We start from the raw sequence: 24,971 nt of genomic DNA, 5'->3' as shown, positions 1-24,971 counted from the left end.
TATTCCTTCATTTTGCTCCTGAAAATTTCTTAGTATCTTTCCGGGAGCAAAATCAGGATATGGGTCATGATCATTCGCACAGCAGCACGGGAAAGAATCTTAAGCTGGCATTTTTTCTGAATCTGGGTTTCACCATCCTGGAGTTTATCGGGGGTTGGTATGTAAACAGCGTGGCAATAATGTCGGATGCGGTGCACGACTTGGGAGACAGTCTTTCTTTGGGTTCGGCCTGGTACCTGGATAATAAGAGTAAGGAAAAATCGAATTCAAAATTTTCTTTTGGGTATCGCCGGTTTTCACTTTTGGGTGCCCTCATCAACAGTCTTGTCCTTATCATTGGCTCTGTATATGTGATTTCTGAAGCTGTAGGGCGGCTCATTGAACCTGAAGCCTCCGATGCCACAGGAATGATCATTTTTGCCTTAATAGGGGTTGCGGTGAACGGTTATGCAGCCTACAAACTCAGCGGCGGAAAGAGCCTCAACGAAAAGGTGGTCTCCTGGCACCTGCTGGAAGATGTATTGGGCTGGTTTGCCGTGCTGGTGGTAGCTGTGATCCTGAGCTTCAAAGAAATTCTTTACCTGGATCCCGCCCTCTCCCTGCTTATCACCCTTTATATTTTGTGGAATGTTTTCAAACGGCTCAAAGAAACTTTGTTCATCTTTCTACAGGGAGTACCAAAAGACCTGAACCTGGAAGAAATTGAAAACAGCATCCTGGAAGTAGAAAAAGTGGCCTCCCTGCATCATACCCATATCTGGTCGCTGGAAGGGGAACACCATGTATTTACCGCCCACCTGAAATTACGGGAGATCAGTGAATTTTCAGAAATACTGGAGGTTAAAAAGCAGGTGAAAGAGATTCTGAAAGTTTATGCCTTTGAACACTACACCATAGAAACCGAACTGGATAGCGAAACCTGTGAGCTGGAAAAAGCTCATAGGCATTAATGAGAGATTTTTTCACTACTACGATAGTTAGCGGGATGACCCGGCATCTCATCCATCTTTTTTAATCGTCATACCGGGCTTGACCCGGTATCTCATCCTACTGAGAATATTGAATTTAGTCTTTTTTTGTAGAATGAATGGCACTTCTTGCCTCACTCAGATGGGATCCTGAATCAAGTTCAGGATGACGGGCTTCGGAATTAAGGGAACCATTTGGCTCCCTCTGATGAGACCCTGAATCAAGTTCAGGATGACGACCATGGAGGAACCGATATGCCTCCCGATAGCTCTCGGGACGACCCGGCATCTCATAAAGATTGTTTCATCGTCATGCCGGACTGGATCCGGCATCTCATCCTACTGACAATATTGAATTTAGTCTTTTCTTGTAGAATGAATGGCACTTCTTGCCTCACTCTGATGTGATCCTGAATCAAGTTCAGGATGATGGGCTTCGGAATTAAGGGTACCATTTGTCTCACTCTGATGAGATCCTGAATCAAGTTCAGGATGACGACCATGGAGGAAACGTCATGCCGGGCTTGACCCGGTATCTCATCAAAATTGTTTCATCGTCATACCGGGCCTGACCCGGTATCCCATTCAGTAATGGTTGCTAAATTGAGCCTCACTTAATTCCAGAGAGACCGAACATACTAACCTCACTCAGATCAGATCCTGAATCAAGTTCAGGATGACGGCCATGGAGGAAACGTCATGCCGGGCTTGACCCGGTATCTCATCAAAATTGTTTCATCGTCATACCGGGCCTGACCCGGTATCCCATTCAGTAATGGTTGCTAAATTGAGCCTCACTTAATTCCAGAGAGACCGAACAAACTAACCTCACTCAGATGGGATCCTGAATCAAGTTCAGGATGACGGCCATGGAAGAAACGTCAAACCCGATAGCTATCGGGATGGATTGGGATCTCATCAAGCGCTTTCGGCTTTAGCTTAGCTCCTTAGTTTGAACATTTAGAAAAGCAGGAATGAATGAACCTTCTACTCTCTTAGCTCCACCTCCAGGATTTCGGTTTCAATGGTGGAAAGCAGCTCCAATTGGTCTGCTTCATAGAGTTCGTCAAGCTCTGAAAGTTTAGTATCAGGATCATGATAGGTATAGTTTTTATAATCGACGAATCTTATTCCCTTAATGCTTCTCGGGTTATATGCCGCCCTGAACCTAATCCCATCTTCGTCCTCCACAAATTTATATGCCAGGTAGTCCAGGGTGAAATCTTCTTTATGAATCCAGTATATAAATTCATCGTGCCCTACAACTCCTGAGGCACCCTGCCCAAAAAGCATCTTTAGCTGAAAATAAGGCTCTCCCTTTATTTGGGCCTCTCCCACCAATTCTTTTACCAGCCCACGATGATCTAAGCCATAAGGCAGGTGTGCAAAATAGTTTACCGTTTTAATTTCTTTATTAAACCGGGCAACAAGGGAATCGGGAATAACGCGAATACTATCATTAACATACCGGTGGAAGCCGCTATTACTCACCACATCCCGAATGCTATCTGAAGCCTCTGCAAACTGTCTTTCCAGGGAAAATTCCATTCCACGCCGCATACTTTTATAGGTGCGGTCCCTGAAATTAAAGGTGATAGTAGCCCTGGTATAATTTTCACCTCCGGCAGTCTCAATAGTCTTTTCAATAATCTCCTCTATCTTTTGGGTTTCTTGTGAAGATTGATTTTTTTCCTCGTCCTCACAGGAAATAAAGAATATTAAAATTAAAAGCAGAAAAACTTGCTTCATAGATTTGGGTTTAATTCAAATGTAAACAATTATTTTTTTTGATGGCGTCCACTTTTTCTCTTAGTTAAAGGGAATGCTGAACCATTCCCGTCGGCTATCGGACCAGGTTTTAAGAAATAGTTTAATCAGTCCTCAAGCTCCACTACTACCTCGATCTCTACGGCTATATTCGAAGGCAGACTCACATGACCTACAGCGGCCCGCGCATGTTTTCCACGTTCCCCGAAAACCTCAACCATCAAATCAGAAAAACCATTGATCACCTGTGGCTGTTCATAAAAATCGGGCGCAGAATTCACCATGCCCCTCACCTTAACGAATTGTTTGATACGCCCCAGGTCTCCCGTGGCCGCTTTGAGCGTAGCCAGAATCCTAATGCCCGTATTTCGGGCTGCCTCACGCCCTTCCTGGGTGCTAAGGTCTTTTCCTAAAGTGCCTTTTTCAGGACTGCCTTCCCCGGCCAGGTAAAGCAGATTCCCCACCTGTCTCCATTTCACAAAAGTTGCCGAAGGCTGCCTTACTTCCGGCAGTGCTATACCCAATTCGACTAATCGTTCTTCCGGGGTCTGGGCCATTACCGGCGCTACCGCGAGGAGCAATAAAGCGATCAGTTTTTTCATCTTATGGTTTTTATAAAAAGAAAAGATAGTAGAAAAACTCTAATCTTGTGTTCTTCCGGCTGTTTCAATTTACCTACAGAGATGTTTCTGTTCAGTCAGCTTGTTTTTTTTTAATTTCCGGCAATAAAAAAATAATTCTGAAAGCAATTCACCACTATAGGTTGGAGGCATTGAGTTTGCAAACTCTGTGCTTCCGAAGAAATTTTTTACAGAAAAGAAAGTACAGCTAAAAGAAAAATTAGAATCCCTGGTTTTGCACTTTCGGTCCAGCAATAATTTTATACTTTTGTGCCACATGAAATTTCTGACGATCATATTATCTTTTTATTTCCTGGGGCTCAACTTCCTTCCCTGTGATGATGCCGTGGTTTATGAGGATCAGGAAAATGTTTCAGTAGTTCTGGATTCAAACCAGGATCACCGGGAAAGTGATGGACAGGATGTATGTCCTCCTTTTTGTATTTGCCACTGCTGTCATGTGCACGTGGTTCAATTCAGCACCGCTAAATTTGAAGTCATAGAACCTGCTGTTTCTACCCTAATTGTACAAAAAGGAGAAAGATTGGGCGAAGAAATTCCCAATACTCATTTCCAACCTCCGCGTATTTAATTCAATTTACAGGATACTTATATCCTTCTACTATTGATCATTCCGTGATCAATCACATTTTTAATTGAATTAAATTCCATTTTATATGATTAACAAAATCATTGATTTTTCGATCAATAATAAATTTATTATTGGGCTGCTTACCGTAGTACTGATCGGTACCGGAATTTGGAGCATGTTACAGGTTCCCGTAGATGCCCAGCCCGACATTACCAATAACCAGGTGCAGGTGATCACCCAGGCTCCTAACCTCGGAACCGAAGATATTGAACAATTTGTGACCTATCCTGTGGAAATTGCAATGAGTAATTTGCCGGGAGTAATTGAAATTAGATCTGTTTCCCGATTTGGACTTTCTGTGGTCACCATAGTTTTTGAAGACGATATGGGTACTTACCTCCCCCGGCAGCTGGTAGCTGAAAAGTTAGATGCCGTAAAAGAGGAAATCCCCGAAGGTTTTGGTCAACCCTCAATGGGACCAATTTCCACGGGTCTGGGAGAGATTTACCAATATACCCTTGAAGTCGAAGACGAGTTTAAAGATAAATATTCTCCTACAGAACTTCGAACAATTCAGGACTGGATTGTACGAAGACAAATGGCAATGGTGCCTGGAGTCGTGGAGGTGAACGGCGTGGGAGGAAAAATTAAACAGTTTGAAGTTGCTGTAGATCCCGAAGAATTGAATGCCATCGGCCTTACGGTTTCCGATATTTTTACTGCCCTCGAGAATAATAATCAAAATACCGGGGGTGCTTACATTGAAAAAAATCACCAGGCCAATTTCATTCGAGGGGAAGGTTTGGCGCGCAGTGTAGAAGACCTTAAAAAGATTGTCGTGGCGAATCGCGGCGGAGTTCCCATTAAAATTGCGGATGTTGCAGAGGTTAAAATAGGAAGTGCCGTGAGATATGGGGCCCTTACCAAAAATGGACAGGGCGAGGCTGTCGGCGGAATGGTGATGATGCTGAAAGGAGCCAATTCTAACGAGGTGATCGATAATGTAAAGGAGCGCATCGTCCAGATTCAAAAATCCCTTCCGGAAGGGGTATCCATTCAACCTTTTCTTGACCGGAGTGAACTTATAAGTGATACGACTTCCACCGTTACCACGAACTTACTTGAGGGAGGATTGATTGTGATTTTCGTTCTGGTAATTTTACTTGGAAACTGGCGCGGTGGACTTATAGTTGCATCCACTATTCCGCTTTCTCTGCTTTTTGCTTTCATCCTTATGAATGCCTTTGACGTATGGGCCAACCTTATGAGCCTGGGCGCAATTGATTTTGGAATTATAGTGGATGGGGCAGTAATAATCGTTGAAAGCACGGTATTTATGATCACCCAACGGATGAAGAAAAGAAACGAGCTTTCTAATTCTGAAAAAAATGAGATTGCAGCATCATCATCAAAAAAGATGATGAATTCTGCCTTTTTTGGGCAACTAATCATCCTGATCGTGTTCCTGCCAATTTTATTCCTGGAAGGTGTGGAAGGCAAAATGTTCAAACCAATGGCCCTTACCTTTATTTTCGCAATGTTGGGAGCAATGATCCTTTGTCTCACCTACGTGCCCATGATCTCAGCACTTTTTCTAAAAGAGCCCAAAAACACAAAAAGATCTTTTGGAGATAAAGTTATTATCTGGCTTCAGAATAAATATGAGCCGCTACTGAATAAATCCTTAAAAAAGGGAAAATTGATTATTGGTCTGGCAGTGGGGTTCTTTGCCCTGGCGGTTTTTATGTTTACCAGGATGGGCGGAGAATTCATTCCGCAGCTGGACGAAGGAGATATCGCTTTTCACATCATTTTACAACCCGGAAGCTCCCTGGATGAAGGGATAGAGACTTCTACCAAAATCGAAAAATTATTACTGGCAGAGTATCCCGAGATCGAGCAGGTTGTAACACGCTTCGGAGTTTCTGATGTACCTACAGATCCTATGCCTATGGACATTGGCGACAGTTTTATTATTCTTAAAGATAAATCTGAATGGACTTCAGCAGAGACAAAGGATGAGCTTATTGCAAAAATTAAGGAAACCATTGAAATCATTCCCGGAGTGAGCTATGAATTCACCCAGCCTGTAGAAATGCGGTTTAACGAGTTGCTCACCGGGGTTCGGGAAGATATAGCGGTTAAATTATATGGAGAAGATCTCGATCTTTTGGCGAGTAAGGCTCAGGAAATGGGTGCTATTATTGGAACTGTGGAAGGAGTTGCAGACATGAAAGTTGAGGCAACAGCAGGATTGCCACAAATCACCATTAATTACAACAGGAATAAGACCGCCCAATATGGGCTGCAAATTAAGGATCTTAATACCTTAGTTCAATCTGCTTTTGCAGGAGGACAGGCAGGGGTGATATTCCAGGGCGAAAAACGCTTTGACCTGGTGGTAAGACTTCAGGAGGAAGATCGTGCCAGCATAGAAAATATAAGGAATCTATATGTCACTTTACCATCTGGAGCTCAAATCCCTTTAAAAGAAGTAGCGAACATCAGCTATCAACCGGGACCGATGCAGATTAGCCGGGATAATACCAACAGGCGTACTTATGTTGGGGTGAATATTAGGAACCGGGATGTTAAATCTGTCGTGGAAGATATACAGGAAAAACTGGATGCCGAGTTCGATTTGCCACCCGGTTATTATATAAGATACGGCGGAGCATTTGAAAATTTTGAAAGAGCAAGCAAGAGATTACAAATTGTGGTGCCAATAGCGCTGCTACTTATTTTTATTCTTATCTATTTTGCTCTAAAATCTTTTCAACAAACAACAATGATCTACATCGCCATCCCCCTGGCGGCCATTGGAGGTGTTTTCTCCCTGTGGCTTCGGGATATGCCATTTAGTATATCTGCAGGGGTAGGATTTATAGTGCTGTTTGGAGTAGCCGTATTAAACGGGTTGGTGCTCATTAGCGCTTTTAATGAACTGAAAGAAGAAGGAGTCGCGAATTTGAATGACCGGATAATGTTGGGTACCAAAAGACGAATAAGACCAATTCTTTTAACTGCTCTAACGGATATTTTAGGCTTCCTGCCTATGGCGATTTCCAGTTCTTCGGGAGCTGAAGTTCAAAGACCCTTGGCTACTGTCGTTATTGGAGGTTTAATCACTTCCACACTATTGACTTTGTTCATTCTGCCAATTCTCTACAGATGGGTTGAAAGTAGAAAGACAAAGCTTAACGACAATAAGAAGCTGGTTTTAGCAGTAACTGTTACGGCACTGTTGCTATCGACACCATCCACTTTACAAGCCCAGGAAGAAGGTAATTTAAATCCTGAAATTTCCCGTGAAAAAGCTGTGGAATTGGCATTGCAAAATTATCCGCTTTTGAAAAATGAAAACAGGGAGATAGACAGGCAGCGGGCTTTTAAGAGTTCGGCCTGGGACCTGGGGCAAACCCAGATTTTTACCGGAGGTGAGGAAATTGGGGATTCTGGAGGAATTTATACCACTGCCGGGTTTCAACAACAGAATATCGATGTCTTTGGCATTCTTCCGAAGAAAAAATTAGCCAGAGAGCGAATTAGCCGGGCTGCAGAATCTTATGAGCTTTCCCAATTACAAGTGAGCCGTGAAGTGAAAAAAGCCTGGATAGCGGCCTTTTCAGCCAAACAAAAATATCAACTATTTCAACGCCTTGATTCGCTCTACACAAGATGGGAAAAAGCGGTGGAACTTCGATATGAAGTAGAAGCTATTTCGCGCCTGGAAAAACTTAGCACGCAAAATAGGATTAGTGAGATAGAAATTGAAAAACAACAGGCTCAAAGGGATTATATCACTGCTCTTCAGAAACTTAATTTATGGCTTGGAGATGATGCTAATTACGGCGTTCCTGATGAGTTTGAAGCAGGTTTTTTTCCTGCAGAAGAACTCCAGATTCCGCCTGAACATCCTTTAATTCAAATGGCCCAGCAGAAAGTCGCCGTTGCCAATGCACGAATTTCCGTAGAAAAAGCAGATTTCCTACCGGAATTTAATTTGCAGTACGGGCTTCAGAAAATCGATGGCGCCAGTGGATTTTACAACTACCAGGCAGGAATAAGCATTCCCCTTCTTTCCGGTTCAGAACGTGCCGAGGTAAAAGCGGCCAGAATCGAGAAGAAAATTGCAGAGGAGTCGGCAGCATTTGCAAAAGAGAAGGTACAAACGGAATTTTCAGTAATGATGGAGAATTACAAAAAATGGAAAATTTCCTGGGAGTTTTATCGGGATGAAGTACTAGCCCTGGTTGAGGAACAGCGGCAAGGATCTCTGTTAGCTTTTAACGAAGGAGCTATTGAATATGTAGCTTTTATCCAAAATTTAGACAATGCCGTCCAATCTGAACTAAAAGCCCTGGAAGCCTATGAAAACTACCAACTCTCAATTGCAGAAGTACAATTTTACCTTAAAAACAAATAAAGATATCATGAAACTAATAAATATATCATTGCTATTCATCCTACTCCTATTTGCTTCTTGTGGCGAGGACAAGAAACCCGCAGAAACCGGGCAGGAAACTATAGAAACCAATACCGCTAAGCCGGAAAAAGAAGTGATGCTATCGCAACAGCAGTACAACGCTCTGGATATAAAGATAGATACCCTAAGCAGCAGATTAATGACAGGCTTTGTAGAGGCTAACGGTGAGCTGGAAGTACCACCCCAAAACGAAGCCACGATCACCCCGGTAATTGGTGGAAACGTAGCAAACATTAGGGTAATTGAAGGAGAGCGGGTAAAAGAAGGAAGTGTTTTGGCTTCTATAGAACATCCAGATATTATAAAGATCCAGACCGATTTTATTAATGCGGTAAACCAAATGAACTTTCAGGGGAAAGAATTCCAGAGACAGCAAAAATTGTATGAGGCCGGTGTTGGCTCAGGGGAAACTTTTCAAAGAGCAGAAGCAGAATTTCAAAGCCTTAAAGGGCAGGTTTCTGGTTTGGAAGCTCAACTAAGGCAGCTGAACATTAAGCCTGCAAAGATCAAAAACGGCAACATACAACGGCAAATTCCAATCTTAAGCCCCATTGAAGGGGCGGTACAGGCAGTCAATATAAAAACCGGTCAATTCGTACAGGCGCAAACCAATATGTTTGAGATTATTAATACAGAACATGTGCATGTAGACCTGTTGGTGTTTGAAAAAGATGTGGCTAAAGTAGAAAAGGGTCAGGCGGTTAAATTTTCAGTAGAATCTTTACCCGGAACGGAGCTAACGGCAAAAATTATTTCCATCAGCCAGAATTTTGAACAGGATCCCAAAGCTTTGCACGTACATGCGGAAATTAAAAATCGCCCCGGAAACTTAGTTCCGGGAATGTACGTCCGCGGAAAAATTGCAGTTGACGATAAGCGTAGCATCGCTCTTCCAGAAGCTGCACTTGCAAAAGATGGAGATCAATTCTACGTGTTCTCAGTTGAAGAGGAAGGGGATGCCTGGAGCTTTAAACCCGTGGAAGTAATTCCCGGCACGCTAGAAAATGGATGGATTGAAATTAAGCTTTTAGAAAATCTACCTGAAGATACCAGGTTTGCCTACAATAATGCTTATTATTTAATAGGAGAGATGAACAAAGGAGACGGTGGGCACAGTCATTAAAATTTTCCAGATATGAATAACATCAAATCATTTTTGTTCCGAATGCAGTAGGACCAACGGCCATGATTACCCTTAATGTGTTACTCAAACAAAAAAGCCGACTCTTTAAAGTCGGCTTTTTTTCTGTGCGGGCCCTTCGTATTCAAATTGGGAATAACTTCTCCTCTCCCCACTATGAGTGTTTTTTTTGAATTACCAGAAATAAAAAAAGCTCCTCATTGCTGAGAAGCTTTTCGTGCGGGCGGAGAGACTCGAACTCTCACACCTCGCGGCACTAGATCCTAAGTTCCTTTAGAGGGGATATCAAATAAAAACAAATAATGTTATTTGATTGATAATCAGAATATTTACATATTTTACAGATACATATAATATCATTTAAATTCAGTAAATGTGTTACCTATGTGTTACCCAGAATAATTATCTTAGTATTCTTAAACTAAGAATTATGGCTCATATTAAAGTAATATTACACCCGAAAAAGATTGATGAAAATGAAAAAATTTTCCGGCTTGCCATAAGAGTAACTTCATTTCGGAAACGCAGCTATTATCATTTAGGTTATAACCTCGATCCAGACGATTGGGATGAGCAAGCTGAGAAAGTAAAAAAGTCCCACCCTAAATATCAACATTTAAATCGTCTAATTCGTAAAAAGTATGATCAGATAGATGATATTATTTATGAGGCAGAACGCAATAAGAGGCAGTTATCAGCAAAGCAAATTATGGATAAAATAAAGCAATCCAGGAAAACTATTTCTTTCTTTGACTTTGCTGATGAACATATTGCTGATTTGGAAAGATCAAAAAAATTTAATCGAGCTATTTCAGACCGGTCTAAAGCAAAAATCATCAAAGACTTCACTAAAGGACGAGACATCCTCTTTCAGGAAATTGATGAGAATTTCCTAAAACGTTTTAAAGTTTACCTTATTAATGAAAAGAATAATTCAGAAAGGACTGTTATGAACTCCTACGTGTTTATAAGGTTATTATATAACCGTGCAATCAGAAAAGGGATAATTGACCGAAATTTTTATCCTTTTGGAAGGGATAAAATACTTATTAAATATCCGGATTCATTAAAAATTGGTTTAACTGAGCAGGAAATTCTAAAAATTGAACAAGTAAGTTTAAAGAAGCATTCTTCGTTATGGCATTCAAGAAACATTTTTTTATTCTCCTTCTATTTAGCAGGAATTAGAATCACCGATCTTCTTCATCTAAGATGGAACGATATCATAGAGGATCGATTATTTTATAGAATGAAGAAAAATTCCAAACTTGATTCATTAAAATTACCAGGAAAAGCAATTGAAATTCTGGATTTTTACCGGAATGATAAAAAGTCGCATTCAGATTTTATTTTTCCCGAATTGAAAAAAGTCGGAGATGTAGAAACCAAAGAAAAATATAGTTTAATAAAGGGAGCTATAAAAAAACATAATTCAAATCTAAAGGATATTGCAAAACTTGCAGGAATTAATAAGAAAATAACCAATCACATTGCGAGACATTCCTTTGGCAATATTGCCGGAGATAAAGTTTCTCCTCAAATGTTACAAAAGCTATATCGACATAGTAGTCTTCAGACCACAATTGGATACCAAAGGAATTTCATTCATAAAAGTTCAGATGAGGCTTTGCACGAAATTTTAAAATTTTCCAATAGTGACGTGGGGAATTGATTCAAAATTACATTGACATTTAATTCGCATATAAGGAAGCTCAAAATACCCTAAATTAGGCTATGGATTTCTTCGAAAACATAAAAAAAATAATATTCTCAAATATCCAACACTCTCATTAGGCTCAAGTATAAGATCTATCAAAGAAACTTATACTTTCTTTTCGTTATCTTTAAGTAGAGAATAGCAAGCTTTATAATATGTTTTTGGAACGGTTCGCAGTTTTTACTCTTCGGTTAAGGGCAAAACTCCTGGATTTTTATAACTACCTGCTTAGGGAAACAGATTCCCAACTTGGGCAAATCTTTTTTACGTGTTGTCTTATCTTATTGACCGGACTTCTTTTTTATATCTGGATCACCCCTTATTCTCTGTGGTTTAAGTTCAGTTTTACTGTTATTTACCTGCTATCCGCTTTGTTCTGTATTTCAGCAATTTATTTTATTCTCACCAGAAAGAGAATTAGGAAAAGGTCTGATACTCTGGAAGTATATACCGTAAATAATCCTGAAATAGCAAAAATTAAGCAGTTAAACCTGAAGCCTATCCCACTAACACTTGGTCAAACCAATGCTGTCTTTAAAGCGTTCTCCAGGAAATATCTCACCGGCGATTACCAAAGCTTCCAATCTTTAATTTTAATGGAACCCGTGCCAGCGAGGAGTCGATTAAAATGGCAAGATCTATCTCCTAAAAGACCAAAGCAAGTAAACCGACAAACATTATTAGAATTTTTAAGCCATTTATTAATCGGTTTTGAAAACCTGGATAATCATCAAATGATTCTGTTTGTTGAGCATTATTTCATTCTTAAAAACACCGCAGGAACCGAGCAACACTTATCCAGCAAGAATATTTCCGACTGGCGAAATAACAAATCCTCTTATCTTAAAGAAATCTCCAGTATTTTCAAAGCCATCTTATAGGTAATTACCACTTGATTACCTGTTACCATATTGATTTACAAGGATTTTAATTAGTCATTTGTTTCTATAACCAGAAGACAACTGCAGTGTTGTTTTTGTAAAATAATAGAACCTATGAATAATTTAGAATTAGAAGATCGATTACTGCGCATTGAACAAATGCTCGGTGCCACCAAGGAGGTATTAACCTTTGATGAAGCCTGCCTGTATTCCGGGATTTCCAGAAGCTATATGTACAAGCTCACCTCTAAGGAACTAATTCCCCATTCTAAACCCAGAGGGAAGTTTATCTATTTTGAGAGGAGTAAACTCAATGCATGGCTACTCGGAAATCAAAAAGCTTAAGCTATGAATGGTTATGAATTTTCAAGGGCATGGTTCGATTTTAGTTTTAACCATTCTAACAAAGTTAAACCGATCCATACCGCTATTTACTTTTTTGCCATTGAACGCTGCAATAGACTGGGATGGAAGGAAACATTTGGATTTCCAACCGATCTGGCTATGGAAGCCCTGGGCATCCGGAACTATAAAACTTATATTCGGGCCCTTGAGGACCTTGTAGCATGGAAATTTATAGAATGGATTCAGAAAAGCAAGAACCAGTACACTGCCAATGTCATTGCTTTAGTAAAAAATACCAAAGCACCACCCAAAGCATTGGACAAAGCCTTGTCTGGGCAGTGTACAAAGCAAGTCCAAAGCATTGCTAGTATAGATAAACAATTAAACCATAAACAAATAAACCTATTAAACCTTAAAACTTTCTTTAAAAAGGAATTTTTAAAAGTGAATAGATCTGAAATTCCAGAAAACTACCTGGGCTATCTTGATTGGGCTCTTAAATTTCAAAAACTTTTTTTAGAAAACTTAAAAAATAAAGGTGCGCCAACAAAAAAAACAGAAAAGGCGAGTTTTAAGGAGTGTTTCGAGCCGATTCGGCTGATGATGGAGAAAGATGGGGTTTCACAAGAACAACTACAACTGGCCTATGAGCTGTTGAATGGTTCCGACGAATTCTGGAAAGGAATTATACTAAGCACTCGTAAACTCCGGGAAAAAATTGGATCACTCATCGCCCAGGGGAAAAAGCCGGTGAAAATAAAAACCATGGACCTCCAAGTTCAGCATAAAGTTCAAAATTATGACTAGCTCGGAATCTCCATTCATTTCGTCAAAGCTTAATGCCCAAAAAAGGGAAGGCAATCCAAACCAGGCCCAGATCAGCAAACATGTTTTCTGGAAGTTATTTCGTAAGCATTATCCTGGGTTTCTAATAACGGATGAAAACCATCAAATCATCTTTAGCATTTTTCGTTATTTTTTACTGCAGCCCGATTTTAATGAATTTGGGATTATTAAAAACAAGGCGACACTTGAAAAAGGCCTGTTGGTTTATGGAGATTATGGCGTGGGGAAAACGACACTTTTTGATGCTATCCATAACATTGGAAGAATAATCCTGGAGCATACCCGAAGCACCCAGCTTTGGTTCCCACGCATTTCAACGGTTCATTTGCTTACTAGGTATTATGAATCACAGAGGGATAAAACCAGCAATTTTAAACTGGGAAACTATTACCACGGAAAATTGTATCTGGATGATTTGGGTAAAGAAGATAAGGCCTATAACCGGGAAGAGATCATTGGAAAATTACTCTTTGAAAGGCACCGCAGGAAATTAAAAACTTTTGTGACTACCAATGAAAACCCATCGGCGATTACTGCCCGCTATGGAAATCATATTGGAGACCGGTTACCGGAAATGTTTAATATCATTAAATGGGAAGGGAAGAGTTGGCGAGAATGATTAGTACTAAAAAGTCCTCACCACATTTCCCACGCTTGCGCAAAAGCTGCAGCTTAGAAAAAAGAGGTTCGTCCAGGAAATGGGATTTGGAAGTAAGCCAAAAAATCTTGAGGGAGGAAAATTAGAACTTCTGATCTGGCAATTGTAAAGTATCTGTTTTATTAAACCTTTTTTGGCTTACCTCCGCAACCTTAACTAAAAAATAAATAAAACGAGAAGTTGGTAAAATTACCGCTGATCAAATAATCCTTACCTCCCTGAAGAAAGGGAGAATAATAATAGTTACGTGAAATTTCAATAAGGAGCAGCAAAGCAAGATGTGTCATTGTAATGACAATCTTGCTTTGCGCCCGATGGTTGCAAAGATTTTAAAGAAAATATGAAAAGGGAATACATCCAGGTTCGCTGCTCGATCTACGAGAAAAAGCTGCTTAAAAGAAGAGCGGCCAGAGCAGGAATTTCCCTATCAGAATATATCCGAGGTGCGGCCTTTCAAAGGAATATTGTAGAACGAATTACTCCTGAACAACTGGAAATATACCAGATGTTGGTTCAGTATAAAAACAATTTTTCCCGAATTGGAAATATGTTTAAAAAGCGGGATCCAAAGCTGGCCATAACCGTAAAAAGTCTGGCCAATGAAATAAGAGAACATTTAAAAAACTTTAAAAAATGATTGGGAAAGGACACGCCATTGCCGGAACAAAAGTTTCTATCTCCTATGGTTGGAACCAGGGAAAAGAAGCTGAAATTGTACTGAGAGAATATGTGTCCGGAGATACTCCCGCTGAGATAGCCGAGGAGTTTAAGATTATCCAGTCGCAGAATGAGCGCTGTAACAAGAATACCTTAAGCTTCATAGTAAGCCCAACGATTGAAGACGGAAAGAATTTAAACAATAAAGACCTGGAAGAACTCGCCCGAAAGTTTTTAAAAGAAATGAAACTGCAAGACCATCAGTCCATAGGATTTGTTCACCGGGATAAAGCGCATACCCACCTTCATATCTATACCAATAGAATTGGCTTTGATGGTAAAGCCTACAATGACAGTTTTATTGGAAAGCGCAGTCAAATAGCCGCAGAGAATGTCGCAAAAGAATTAGGTTTTACCCGGGTTAAGGAAGTACAGCAAGGAAAACTTCAGGAATTAAAAGGCCTTCGGCAGGAAATAAAGCGTATTCATGATCGGGTTTTGCAAACAAAACCAAAGTCCCTGGATGATTATATAAATAAGATGAAAACTTACAAGGTGGAGGTGATTCCAACAATCAATAAAGCCAATAAGCTTCAGGGGTTTCGTATGGAATATAATGGTGTAAATCTTAAGGCCAGTGAAATCGACCGTTCCATGAGTGGTAATAAATTAATTGCGGTAATCTCACAAAACAAGAGTTTTACAAGATTAAAGGAGGCGCCAAGAAACCTTTTGGTTTTAAACAAAACGGTGCAATTAAGCAGCAACCTTGCCTCCAAAATAACCAAAGACATTATAAAAGGAGCTTTAAAAAAAGTAATGGATACAGGAATAGGAATGTGATTATAAAAGTTTGAAGGATGAAAAAACTGGATGAAATTATGGAACTGATGGCCGATGAGATGGCTGATTTTAAATCATCCCTGGAGCGCCTTGAAGATCTATCTAATAAATTGCACAAAACCAGTGTGCCGCTGAGTACGGAGGTCTTAGAAAAACATTTGAATTCCTTTCTTGAGGTCCAGCAGCAAAAGGAAAATGCGAGAACTGGAAATCTGGAATTAATACTTTCAAAATTGGAAAGGGCATATATCCTTCCTAAGAGCCTGGCAGGATTACTTCTCAGTATTTTATTGGTCCTACTGATATCATTTAGTTATCTCACCTATAAGGTGATTGGAAGCCAAAATGAGACCCAGAAATTAAATAGCCAGCTAAGAAAAGAAATTCCAGTTCAGAAAGGAAATAATACTTCAAAATGAAGCAGTAGGTGCGCCCTATGCTGTTTTTACTTTACACTTAACTTCCCGTACGCTATAAAAACAGCATAGGATCCGGCGCAGGTAAGTTATGGTAGATTTGGGGCTGGAATTTATTAAAACGTCTTCTAACCCTCCCTAAAAAATTTTATTATGAGCAAATATGGTTATTATTTTTAACGAAAAATTATAATTCCAAGGCAAATAATTTAGTGCTATAAAGTCTAAATCTTTATTGCAAAACCATGAAATAGAACGAGGCGCAACCCTACATAGATTACAAGAAAAGCAGTAAATATCCCTAGAAATTTTAGGTTAAATCTTTTATTAGAAAGATAAGACCCCAGGCTTCCACCCAAGATTACAGCAATAATCAATTTAAATATGAGGCTATAATTTACTTGAAAAGTCCCGGCCATATTTAGTCCAATAAGTCCGGCTAAGGAATTAACCAGAATAAAAACAGAAGCTACCGATGCAATGATGCGGGGATTCGCCCAGTTCAAAAGGTTTAAAACTGGAGATAAGAAAATTCCTCCTCCTATCCCGGATATTCCTGAAAGTAGGCCTATACTTCCGCCAAGAATAATTTTTTTAGGATTGGAAAATTCTTGAGTCTGTATTTTATTTTGCAGAAATTTTAAAATCATAAAAAAACCTGCCATCACCAATGCGCCTCCAAGGATTAGAAAAAATGTAGTTTGCGATAATTTAATTACCGCCCCCAGGTAGGCCAATGGAATACTCAGCACAAAAAATGGCCATATTAATTTTAATTTAAGCACACTGTTTTTAATAAAAACCAGGGTACCGATAGTTACCACAAATATATTCAGTATTAATGCGGTAGACCGTATTTCATAAAAGTCGGTTAATACAAGACTAAGGATTGCCAGGTAACTGGAGCCACCACCAAAACCAACCGAACTATAAAATAATGCGATAAAAAAGAAAACAAAAGGGAGGTATTCTAAAGGCATATCAGGAAATTAAATAACAATCTACACCCTCTCCCTTTTTAACTGAAATAGTGGCGTCCATAAAAACCAAAGCATTTCCAAGTGCCATAGATTTTATCATAGAAGATCCCTGCCCGTCTAATATTTCAACAAATCCATTCTGAATATTTGCCTTTAAGAAGGAGGGCCGGTCAGATTTGTTATCATAATCTTTCGCAATAGGAAGATTCAAGCGATCTAACCCCTTTTTTACAGATCCGCTCAACTTATAAAGTAATGGCAATACATAAATATAAAAACAGCTTAATGAAGAAGCGGGATTGCCCGGTAGAGCAAATACAAATTTATTCTCTTTTCTTCCAAAGTAAAGAGGTTTACCCGGTTTCTGAAAGACTTTATAGAAATGTTCCTGCACCCCGTTCTCTTCCAATGCCTGTTTTACAAAATCATAATCCCCCACCGATATGCCACCGGAAAGAATCAAAATATCAGCAGTATTAAGGGAATCTTTTATGCCGTTTTTAATAGCTTTAAAATCATCCTGAATTTGCTTTTTCTCCTTACAACTAAAGCCAAAATCTTCACAGGCTGAATCCAATGCATAACTATTGGATTCAAAAATTTGTCCTCCTTTTTTTAGCGTTCCGGGTTTAACCAGTTCGTTTCCGGTTGTAATCAAATGAATGATTGGTTTTTTAAACACTTCAACCTTATCAATTCCCAAACTGCCTATCATCCCAATTCCTGCCGGGGTGATCGTGTATCCTTTTTGAAAAACAATCTCACCCTTTTTCAGTTCCTCCCCTTTTTTCCTGATGCTCTGCCCGTGCTTTAGAGGCTGTTCAATAAAAAGTTTATTGCCGGAAACTTTTGTTTTCTCCTGCATCATCACCGCACTGGTATTTTCGGGAACTTTTGCCCCGGTAAAAATCCGTACCGCTTCCCCTTCACTTAACCTGAATTGGCTTTCATCCCCTGCTGCAATTTCCCCTATAATTTTATATTCTTTTGAGATCCCACAGAGGGCATAACCATCCATAGCCGAATTGTCAAAGGCAGGCATATCGAAAGGGGCTGAGATTTCATTAAAAAGTGAAAACCCCAGGCAATCGCTCAACTCCCTTGTTTCAGTTTTAACCTGAACTTGTTGATTCCGAATAATTTTTAAAGCTTCTTCTATTTGTAACATTAGCCTCCTATTGAAATCATCGACCTGTTTTTCTCATAATGATCGGCGTCCATCTTTACATCCATCCCATCCCGGGAATATTTCTTGGTTTTTATGGCGTTCATTATTATATCATTCATTGGTTCCCCGTTTCGCATTGGTGTCAGCAAATCGGTATCAGAACTGGCAAAAAGGCAATTCATCATTTTTCCATCGGCGGTCACCCGAATCCTGTTACAATCTTCGCAGAAAGGACTGGTAATAGTACTTACAATGGCAAAACTTCCGGTGTGTCCATCCACTTTAAAATTAGAAGAGGTACTATGCCGCGGATTCTTTAGTTCCTGAATAGTTCCAAACTGCTCAGAAATGGTATCGAGGATTTCCTGTTTTCCAACCCCTTTGCTCCAGTCCCATTTATTGCCCTTAAAAGGCATAAATTCAATAAACTTAACGGTCAGGTTCTTATGTTTGGTAAACGCAATAAAATCATTAATCTCGTTGTCGTTTACCCCTTTGATTAAAACAATGTTGAGTTTAACCTCCATATCCATCTCCAGGGATTTTTCCAGGTTTCTCATTACACGTTCAAAATAGTCGCGCTTGGTGATAAATACAGATTTGGCCTTATCCAGGGTATCCAGGCTTAAATTGATTTTTCGAAGCCCGATCTTTTGAAACAACTCCAGGTATTTATCCAAAGTAATCCCATTGGTAGTGATTTTTAAGGTGACCCCAAGTTTTGCCAGTTCCTCAACGAGGTAACCAAAATTCTTTCTTACCAATGGTTCCCCGCCGGTAAGCCGGATGGTATCTACCCCGAGATCCCGAAATGTCCTGGATAACTCAATAATTTCTTCCAGGCTCATAATATTCGGTTTCTCGATAAGTTCAACCCCATCCTCAGGCATACAGTAGAAACACCTTAAATTACACCTGTCGGTGAGTGAAATTCTAAGGTAAGTATGTGGTCTTCCAAAATTGTCTACTATTTGTTTTTTCGCTTCAGTCATGTCTTTTTCCTTCTATCACTTTATAAACGTGCAACACGTGCGGAAATATCGCATCTATGCACTCTTTCGCTCCTTTGGTTGACCCAGGCAGGGCCAGAACCAGTTTGCCATCTTTTATTCCTGCCACCGATCTGGACAGCATCGCATACGGCATTCGCTGTTGCCCGTAATTTCTCATTTGCTCTTCTACGCCTTTTAGCCTGATATCCAATAGCGGCGATATGGTGTCCGGGCTCACATCGCGCGGCCCTACTCCGGTACCTCCTGTAAATATTACCAGGTCTGAATTTGCCTTAAGTAAAGCCGATGTAATCTGCTGGGCTTCATCAGGAATAATGAGAATCTCAGAAGTTATCCCCAAATCTTTTAATTTTGCAACAATGGCCTTTCCGGCTTTATCTTCTCCTTTTCCGGCTGAAATGGTATCCGAACAAACCACCACTATAGCCGTAAGTCCTTCGGAATTCACTTTAAATGAAGATTTTCCACCTTTTTTCTGCTGAAGCTTTATGGTTCCAATCTCTACCTGCTTATCAATTGGTTTCAGCATATCGTAGATTGTAAGGGCCACGATACTTGCCCCGTGCATAGCTTCCACTTCCACCCCGGTTTTATAGATCGTTTTTACTGTCACTGAAATTTGAATCTCCAGGCCGTTAATTTCATAATCAATCCCGGTATATTCGATGGGTAAGGGATGGCAATCGGGTAATAAATCAGGAGTCTTTTTCACCCCCAGTAAACCTGCGGCTTTCGCCATTTCAAAAACATTGCCCTTGGGCACGGAATTTTCCCGAAGCCTTTTTATCGTTTCTTGACTGGAAGTTTTAACCACAGCAATTGCAGTAGCTTCCCTAAGCGTTGTTATTTTATGGGTAATATCAACCATTTATTTATTCACTTTCCATTGATGAGTTTGATCTTCGAAAATCTCTTTTCCGAAAATTGGCACTTTTGCCTTTATTTCTTCGACAAAATAATTACAGGCTTCTATAGCAATTTTTCTATGTGCTGAGGAAGTAAATACAAACAGGCATAATTCGCCAGTTTTCACTTCGCCAAGGCTATGGTAAATATGGGCGCAGGTAATATCGAATTTTGAAAAGGCATCCTCCCTTATTTCGTGAAATACCTGCTCGGCCATTTCCTCATAAGCCGAATAATCTATCGCGCTCACGGTTTTACAATCAATTTCATCGGCACGAACCTGTCCCAGGAAAATGCTGTGCGCCCCGATATTGGTCTTTGACTGGTGATTTGCGATCGATTTGGCAATCTTTTCCGGCGGAATCGCGCCCTGCATAAATACTTTTTTCGGTTTTTTCTTATCCATCAATTATAGTTTTTATACCTCCTTCAACATTTTTTAAATTTTCAAAGCCGTATTCAGCTTTTAGTAAATCCACAAGCTTTTTACTGCGCTTACCCTCCTTGCAAAAAACCAGCACTTCTTCTTCCTTCGGAATTTCCCAAATACGCTCATCAAGCTTGCTCAGTGGGATTTGAATTACATTTTCTGAAGCTACTTTTGGTTGTTCAAAAACCTCACGAATATCAAGGAAGGTTTTTGATTTATCCTTAAGTTCACATTCTATTTTCACCGGGATAATCCCGTTGTTTCTGATCTTTTCGATCTCCTCCGGTCGTTGCTGAATATTCATTACCTCCCCGGTTCCTGAAAGGATATTTATCAGTTTTAATTTTCCAGAAAGCACATTACCGGTTTCAAGAATGATTTTAAGAACCTCGGTAGCCTGGAGCATTCCCAGGATTCCGGGGGTAACTCCCAGAACGCCCGTAGCTTCACAGCTTATATTTTGCTGTGTAGTTTTTGGAAAAAGACAGCGATAGGAAGGCCCGTTTTTATAATTAAAAACTGAAAGTTGCCCCTCATGCTTATAAATTGAAGCGTAGATCCAGGGTTTTTCCGTTAAAATACAGGCATCATTGATCAGGTATTTCGTTTCAAAATTATCGGTCCCGTCCATAATAATATCATATTGCTGAAAAAGTGTTTCTGCATTATCAATAGTCAAGGCTTCCTGGTAATCTTCAATTTCAACTTCGGAATTAAGTGTTTGAAGTTTTTCTTTGCCCACAACAGCTTTGGATTTACCAACATCGCTTTCATCAAACAATACCTGTCTGTGAAGATTGGAAAGCGAAACCCGGTCGTGATCCATAAGACCAATTCGTCCCACTCCCGCTCCCACAAGGTATTGGGCTGCGGGACAGCCCAGTCCACCAACCCCTACAATTAAAACGCTCGAATTCTTTAGTTTCTCCTGGCCAGAAAAACCAACCTCATCCAACTTTATTTGTCTATCGTATCTCATCATCCTCCTGCGAAGGGCGGTAAAAATGCAACCTCATCGCCTTCTTTTAGTTCAACTTCAGTATTTAAATTTTGGTTCACCGCAAGTTGTACAGATTCCGGATCAGCAATCTGGTAAGTTTTTATTTGCCGGGCTTTCAACTCCCTGGCAAAAATCCCCTCGTCCACTTCCAGGATTTCTTCATTTTTGCCCGCGGTTTCGGCAATCATTCCGAAATATTTAATATTTATCTTCATTCCATCTGTTTTAATTGTTCCACATCTTCAGCGGTATCCACGTCAAAATTTCCTCCTTCAAATTTTAGGGTTTCAAAGCTTATTTTCTCGTCTAATATTAGTTTTTTAGCGCCCTGGTCTTTTTTTAGCATCATTAAATCCGAAAAAGTTTCCTTTGAAAAAATTGCAGGCACCCCGACCTCCCCGTCATATTCGGAAAAAGTTGCAGGCTTTTTATTTTCTATCTGCACCCGAATTAATTCCTGAATTTTTTCTTTGGTAACAAAAGGCTGATCTGAAAGTAATATTAAAATATGTTCAAGATCACTTTTAGCGTTTAGGGCAGAGGCAACGCCTTTGCTTATACTCGTGCCCATACCTAGTCCCCATTCTTCATTAATGATAATGGTAAAGTTCCCAATGTCCAGTCCCTTTTTAATCTTTTCTGCATTTGACCCCAACATTAACATCCTGCAATCGAATTCAAGTAATTCCGCTACATCCATACTATGCTGTAGTAAAGGTTTGCCTTTAAATTCCACCAGTTGTTTTGGAAAACCAAGCCTTCTAGAAGCCCCCGCTGCCAAAACAATAACTCCAATTTTTGTCTTTTCTATCATATCGCAACCTTTGTAAAATGATTAAGCTTTTTGTCATGAATGGGCGCCTCTTTCTCTCGTAGCGGCTTAGCACTTTTACCTGTTAAAACCATTTGAATTTCAGCCAGAATAGAAAGGCCTATTTCTGCAGGGGTTTCTGCACCTATTTCCAATCCCACCGGTGCATATATTTTATTCAAATTTTCATCTATCAAATCAAAATTTTCTTCTTCTAAATCATTGAGCATTCGCTGGTATTTTTTTAATGGCCCCAGGATTCCAATGTAGGGGATAAGCTTTTCCTTAAAAAGCAACTTTAAAACCGCCAAATCATAATTGTAATTATGACTCATCAGCACAAAGCAGCTGCGATGATCTATTTCAATATTTTGTAGGGTTTCTTCCGGTTTGGAAACGATCACCTGGCAGGAGGAGGTAAAACGGTCTTTATTTGCGTGGGTTGGCCTTCCATCGGTCACTATTACATCCCAACCCAGTAAATCTGCTTGTTGTGCAAGAATTTGAGCATCATTCCCGGCGCCAACAATAATCAGTTTTACAGGGGGCTGATAATTTTGAATAAAAATATGGGTGGATTCTTCTCCTCTTGGAAATTCAGCAAAATGGGGATGATTATATTTTAGTGTAAGACTTGCTTGTTCTTCTATATAATTAAATAATTGCTTTTCTGGTTTTTGTCCAAAAGTTTTTAAGTCCTTGTTAATTACCAATTTTGTTCCGATCTGCTCTTTCTGTTTGTTCAGGTTAAATTGCACCACAATTGCCAAAGGACTACTTTGTTTGGTAACTTTTTTCAAGAGTTCGCACGGGTTTAAATCATCCAAATAATCAATAGGTTCAAATAATACCTGAATAACACCGTTACATCCCAATTGTGCACCGATAATAGCATCATCTTCATCATTGGTGTCATACGTTACCAATTTATTTTTTTGCCTGTGCAGGGCGTGAAGCGCCTTGCGCAAGGCATCGCCTTCCAGGCAGCCGCCACTAATTGCCCCGGTAATATTTCCATATTCATCAACCAGCATTCGTGCACCGGCTTTTCTGTACGAGGAACCCTGTACATGAACCACTGTAGCCAGAACGCATTCCACACTGTTCTCCCGCAGAAAATCATATTTTGAAATTATGACATCCAGTTCTCTCATACAGACGTAGTTTTTAAACTATTTACCGCTTTTCCGATCTCATTGACAGCAAATTCAATATCCTGATCACTTGTTTCCCTTCCCAGGCTAATCCTTATGGAGGATAAAGCCAATTCATCGCTTAAGCCCATAGCCATTAAAACATGAGAAGGCTTGACAAGATTGGAAGTACATGCTGAACCACGTGAAATGGCTAAATGCTTTAATTTTCTTAGCAATATATTTCCGGTGATATCTTTAAAAGAAATATTGGTGGTATTGGGAAGCCGCTTAGAATGCTTACAATTGATAATAGCTCCATCTATTTTTCCCAGAGCTTCTTCTAGTTTATTCTTTAATTTCATCATTCTTTCTGATTCCACTGCCATTTTCGAAATAGCTATTTCAGCAGCTTTTCCAAAGCCTACAATTCCGGGAACATTTAAAGTTCCAGGCCGCAATCCTTTTTCCTGGCCGCCCCCAAAAACATAAGGATCAATTGCTACTTTATTCCTTTTATTTACATACAACGCACCGATTCCTTTAGGCCCATAAATCTTATGTGAAGAGAAAATGGCCATATCTAATTTCAATTCTTTTAAATCCACCGGTATCTTACCTACCGCCTGTGTTATGTCGCTCATTAATTTCGCCCCTTTTGAATGCACAATATTTTCAATTTCAGCCATAGGATGGATAAGTCCGGTTTCATTATTTGCCAGCATTAGACAAACCAATATTGTTTCAGGGGAAATAGCATCTTCCAAATCTTCCAAATCAATATTCCCATCTGGATCCACCTTAAGATAAGTCACCTCAAAACCCTTTCTCTCTAAAGCTTGTATAGGATCCAGCACCGCTTTATGTTCGGTTTCACAGGTAATAATATGCTTACCTTTTACCTTATTCTTCTCACAAAACCCGAAAAGGGCAAGATTGGCAGCTTCGGTAGCCCCTGAAGTAAATGTTAGTGCTGTCGATCTGCAGTTTAACAATCCGCTTATTTGCTCCCTGGCATGTTCAACGGCTTCCTGGCTATCCCATCCAAAGACATGGTCACTTCTGGCATTACCGAATTTTTCAGTGAAATATGGCAGCATAGTATCCACTACTCCCTGGGCTACCGGAGTGCTTGCGTTGTAATCGAGGTATATGGTCTTATTTTGTGACATCATCGATATGTATTGCTATATATATCGGTTCTTAAACTTAAGGGAATTCCGCTGAAATCCCCATATCTTGTTACTTAATAGTTTTTAGTAAATCCTGTTCCTGCTCCAGAAGCTCACTTATCTTCTGTTCCAATTTCTCGTATTCCCGTATAACCTTTAAAGCATAGGGGGTAATTTCCGCTCCGCCGCCGTGCGAGCCACCCTTCTTTAAAATTACCCAGGGCTCGGTAGAATGCTTGTTTAATCTTTGAACCAGATCCCAGGCTTTCTTATAAGACATATCCATTTGGCCCGCTGCTTTTGAAAGGGATCCTTCTTTTTGAATACGTTTGATCAATTCATTGGGACCAGGGCCATAGAATTTTTCATCTTCATTCTCTACCCAATATTTGAATTTAATCTTTTTCATAAAGAGCTTAAA

The 24,971-nt window shown here is 39.9% G+C and carries 24 protein-coding genes; 11 read left to right on the top strand and 13 right to left on the bottom strand.

The genetic code is table 11. The features are described from left to right. Positions 1 to 59: 59 nt before the first annotated feature. Positions 60 to 950 carry a cation diffusion facilitator family transporter gene (locus BUW93_RS03480; RefSeq protein ID WP_081209216.1) on the top strand — a complete coding sequence of 297 codons (891 nt, stop codon included), beginning with the start codon at positions 60 to 62 and terminating at the stop codon, positions 948 to 950. Between the two features lie 1,005 nt (positions 951 to 1,955). On the opposite strand, the gene BUW93_RS03470 is transcribed toward BUW93_RS03480, so the two are convergent. Together BUW93_RS03470 and BUW93_RS03465 are read right to left on the bottom strand one after the other, a co-directional pair. After that, the gene (locus BUW93_RS03470) at positions 1,956 to 2,717 is read right to left on the bottom strand and encodes a DUF6503 family protein (protein WP_081209212.1); all 762 of its coding nucleotides are present in this window, start codon (positions 2,715 to 2,717) and stop codon (positions 1,956 to 1,958) included. Between the two features lie 125 nt (positions 2,718 to 2,842). Further along, complete coding sequence (locus BUW93_RS03465) at positions 2,843 to 3,337, bottom strand: RidA family protein (RefSeq protein ID WP_081209210.1); 495 nt, start codon at positions 3,335 to 3,337, stop codon at positions 2,843 to 2,845. 295 nt (positions 3,338 to 3,632) lie between these two features. Here BUW93_RS03465 and BUW93_RS03455 point away from each other — a divergent pair, with 295 nt between their 5' ends. From BUW93_RS03455 to BUW93_RS03405, 10 genes are all read left to right on the top strand, one after another. Beyond that, on the top strand, positions 3,633 to 3,947 hold the full coding sequence (locus BUW93_RS03455) for a DUF6660 family protein (protein WP_081209206.1): 315 nt from the start codon (positions 3,633 to 3,635) through the stop codon (positions 3,945 to 3,947). A gap of 85 nt (positions 3,948 to 4,032) precedes the next feature. After that, complete coding sequence (locus BUW93_RS03450; protein ID WP_081209204.1) at positions 4,033 to 8,373, top strand: CusA/CzcA family heavy metal efflux RND transporter; 4,341 nt, start codon at positions 4,033 to 4,035, stop codon at positions 8,371 to 8,373. Between the two features lie 7 nt (positions 8,374 to 8,380). After that, a complete protein-coding gene (locus BUW93_RS03445; RefSeq protein WP_081209510.1) occupies positions 8,381 to 9,556 on the top strand; it encodes an efflux RND transporter periplasmic adaptor subunit in 1,176 nt (391 codons plus the stop codon). A 448-nt stretch (positions 9,557 to 10,004) separates the two neighbouring features. Then, on the top strand, positions 10,005 to 11,246 hold the full coding sequence (locus BUW93_RS03440) for a site-specific integrase (RefSeq protein ID WP_081209509.1): 1,242 nt from the start codon (positions 10,005 to 10,007) through the stop codon (positions 11,244 to 11,246). Between the two features lie 1,040 nt (positions 11,247 to 12,286). After that, on the top strand, positions 12,287 to 12,517 hold the full coding sequence (locus BUW93_RS03430) for a helix-turn-helix domain-containing protein (RefSeq protein WP_081209200.1): 231 nt from the start codon (positions 12,287 to 12,289) through the stop codon (positions 12,515 to 12,517). A 3-nt stretch (positions 12,518 to 12,520) separates the two neighbouring features. Continuing rightward, the gene (locus BUW93_RS03425) at positions 12,521 to 13,324 is read left to right on the top strand and encodes a hypothetical protein (protein ID WP_081209193.1); all 804 of its coding nucleotides are present in this window, start codon (positions 12,521 to 12,523) and stop codon (positions 13,322 to 13,324) included. Continuing rightward, complete coding sequence (locus BUW93_RS03420) at positions 13,317 to 13,982, top strand: P-loop NTPase family protein (protein WP_081209191.1); 666 nt, start codon at positions 13,317 to 13,319, stop codon at positions 13,980 to 13,982. Before BUW93_RS03425 ends, BUW93_RS03420 begins: the two co-directional genes overlap by 8 nt. Before the next feature lie 379 nt (positions 13,983 to 14,361). Continuing rightward, positions 14,362 to 14,658, top strand: a complete 297-nt coding sequence (mbpA, locus tag BUW93_RS03415; protein WP_081209189.1) for a mobilization protein MbpA — start codon at positions 14,362 to 14,364, stop codon at positions 14,656 to 14,658. Continuing rightward, positions 14,655 to 15,521, top strand: a complete 867-nt coding sequence (locus tag BUW93_RS03410) for a relaxase/mobilization nuclease domain-containing protein (RefSeq protein ID WP_081209187.1) — start codon at positions 14,655 to 14,657, stop codon at positions 15,519 to 15,521. Before mbpA ends, BUW93_RS03410 begins: the two co-directional genes overlap by 4 nt. Before the next feature lie 17 nt (positions 15,522 to 15,538). After that, complete coding sequence (locus tag BUW93_RS03405; RefSeq protein ID WP_081209185.1) at positions 15,539 to 15,940, top strand: DUF6730 family protein; 402 nt, start codon at positions 15,539 to 15,541, stop codon at positions 15,938 to 15,940. Between the two features lie 221 nt (positions 15,941 to 16,161). On the opposite strand, the gene BUW93_RS03400 is transcribed toward BUW93_RS03405, so the two are convergent. From BUW93_RS03400 to BUW93_RS03350, 11 genes are all read right to left on the bottom strand, one after another. Continuing rightward, a complete protein-coding gene (locus BUW93_RS03400; RefSeq protein ID WP_081209183.1) occupies positions 16,162 to 16,917 on the bottom strand; it encodes a sulfite exporter TauE/SafE family protein in 756 nt (251 codons plus the stop codon). Between the two features lies 1 nt (position 16,918). Then, positions 16,919 to 18,085 (bottom strand): molybdopterin molybdotransferase MoeA, encoded by a 1,167-nt coding sequence (locus tag BUW93_RS03395; RefSeq protein WP_081209181.1) that lies wholly within the window; start codon positions 18,083 to 18,085, stop codon positions 16,919 to 16,921. Continuing rightward, complete coding sequence (gene moaA / locus BUW93_RS03390) at positions 18,085 to 19,077, bottom strand: GTP 3',8-cyclase MoaA (protein ID WP_081209179.1); 993 nt, start codon at positions 19,075 to 19,077, stop codon at positions 18,085 to 18,087. The genes BUW93_RS03395 and moaA overlap by 1 nt, the downstream gene beginning before the upstream one ends. Beyond that, positions 19,070 to 19,966, bottom strand: a complete 897-nt coding sequence (gene moaCB / locus BUW93_RS03385; RefSeq protein ID WP_081209177.1) for a bifunctional molybdenum cofactor biosynthesis protein MoaC/MoaB — start codon at positions 19,964 to 19,966, stop codon at positions 19,070 to 19,072. The genes moaA and moaCB overlap by 8 nt, the downstream gene beginning before the upstream one ends. Next, the gene (locus BUW93_RS03380; RefSeq protein ID WP_081209175.1) at positions 19,967 to 20,410 is read right to left on the bottom strand and encodes a molybdenum cofactor biosynthesis protein MoaE; all 444 of its coding nucleotides are present in this window, start codon (positions 20,408 to 20,410) and stop codon (positions 19,967 to 19,969) included. After that, positions 20,403 to 21,416 carry a HesA/MoeB/ThiF family protein gene (locus BUW93_RS03375; protein WP_232778302.1) on the bottom strand — a complete coding sequence of 338 codons (1,014 nt, stop codon included), beginning with the start codon at positions 21,414 to 21,416 and terminating at the stop codon, positions 20,403 to 20,405. Before BUW93_RS03375 ends, BUW93_RS03380 begins: the two co-directional genes overlap by 8 nt. Next, positions 21,413 to 21,649 carry a MoaD/ThiS family protein gene (locus BUW93_RS03370; RefSeq protein ID WP_081209171.1) on the bottom strand — a complete coding sequence of 79 codons (237 nt, stop codon included), beginning with the start codon at positions 21,647 to 21,649 and terminating at the stop codon, positions 21,413 to 21,415. Before BUW93_RS03370 ends, BUW93_RS03375 begins: the two co-directional genes overlap by 4 nt. Beyond that, complete coding sequence (locus BUW93_RS03365) at positions 21,646 to 22,248, bottom strand: nucleotidyltransferase family protein (protein WP_081209169.1); 603 nt, start codon at positions 22,246 to 22,248, stop codon at positions 21,646 to 21,648. The genes BUW93_RS03370 and BUW93_RS03365 overlap by 4 nt, the downstream gene beginning before the upstream one ends. Further along, on the bottom strand, positions 22,245 to 23,399 hold the full coding sequence (locus BUW93_RS03360) for an XdhC family protein (protein WP_081209167.1): 1,155 nt from the start codon (positions 23,397 to 23,399) through the stop codon (positions 22,245 to 22,247). Before BUW93_RS03360 ends, BUW93_RS03365 begins: the two co-directional genes overlap by 4 nt. Further along, positions 23,396 to 24,553 (bottom strand): cysteine desulfurase family protein, encoded by a 1,158-nt coding sequence (locus BUW93_RS03355; protein WP_232778301.1) that lies wholly within the window; start codon positions 24,551 to 24,553, stop codon positions 23,396 to 23,398. The genes BUW93_RS03360 and BUW93_RS03355 overlap by 4 nt, the downstream gene beginning before the upstream one ends. A gap of 67 nt (positions 24,554 to 24,620) precedes the next feature. Further along, positions 24,621 to 24,959 (bottom strand): winged helix-turn-helix domain-containing protein, encoded by a 339-nt coding sequence (locus BUW93_RS03350; protein ID WP_081209165.1) that lies wholly within the window; start codon positions 24,957 to 24,959, stop codon positions 24,621 to 24,623. Positions 24,960 to 24,971 lie beyond the last annotated feature (12 nt).

It is taken from the genome of Salegentibacter sediminis (genome assembly GCF_002078605.1).
Taxonomy (GTDB): Bacteria; Bacteroidota; Bacteroidia; order Flavobacteriales; family Flavobacteriaceae; genus Salegentibacter; species Salegentibacter sediminis.
The sequence above is the reverse complement of the archived record's forward strand: the minus strand, read 5'-3'. Positions and strand labels throughout refer to the sequence as shown.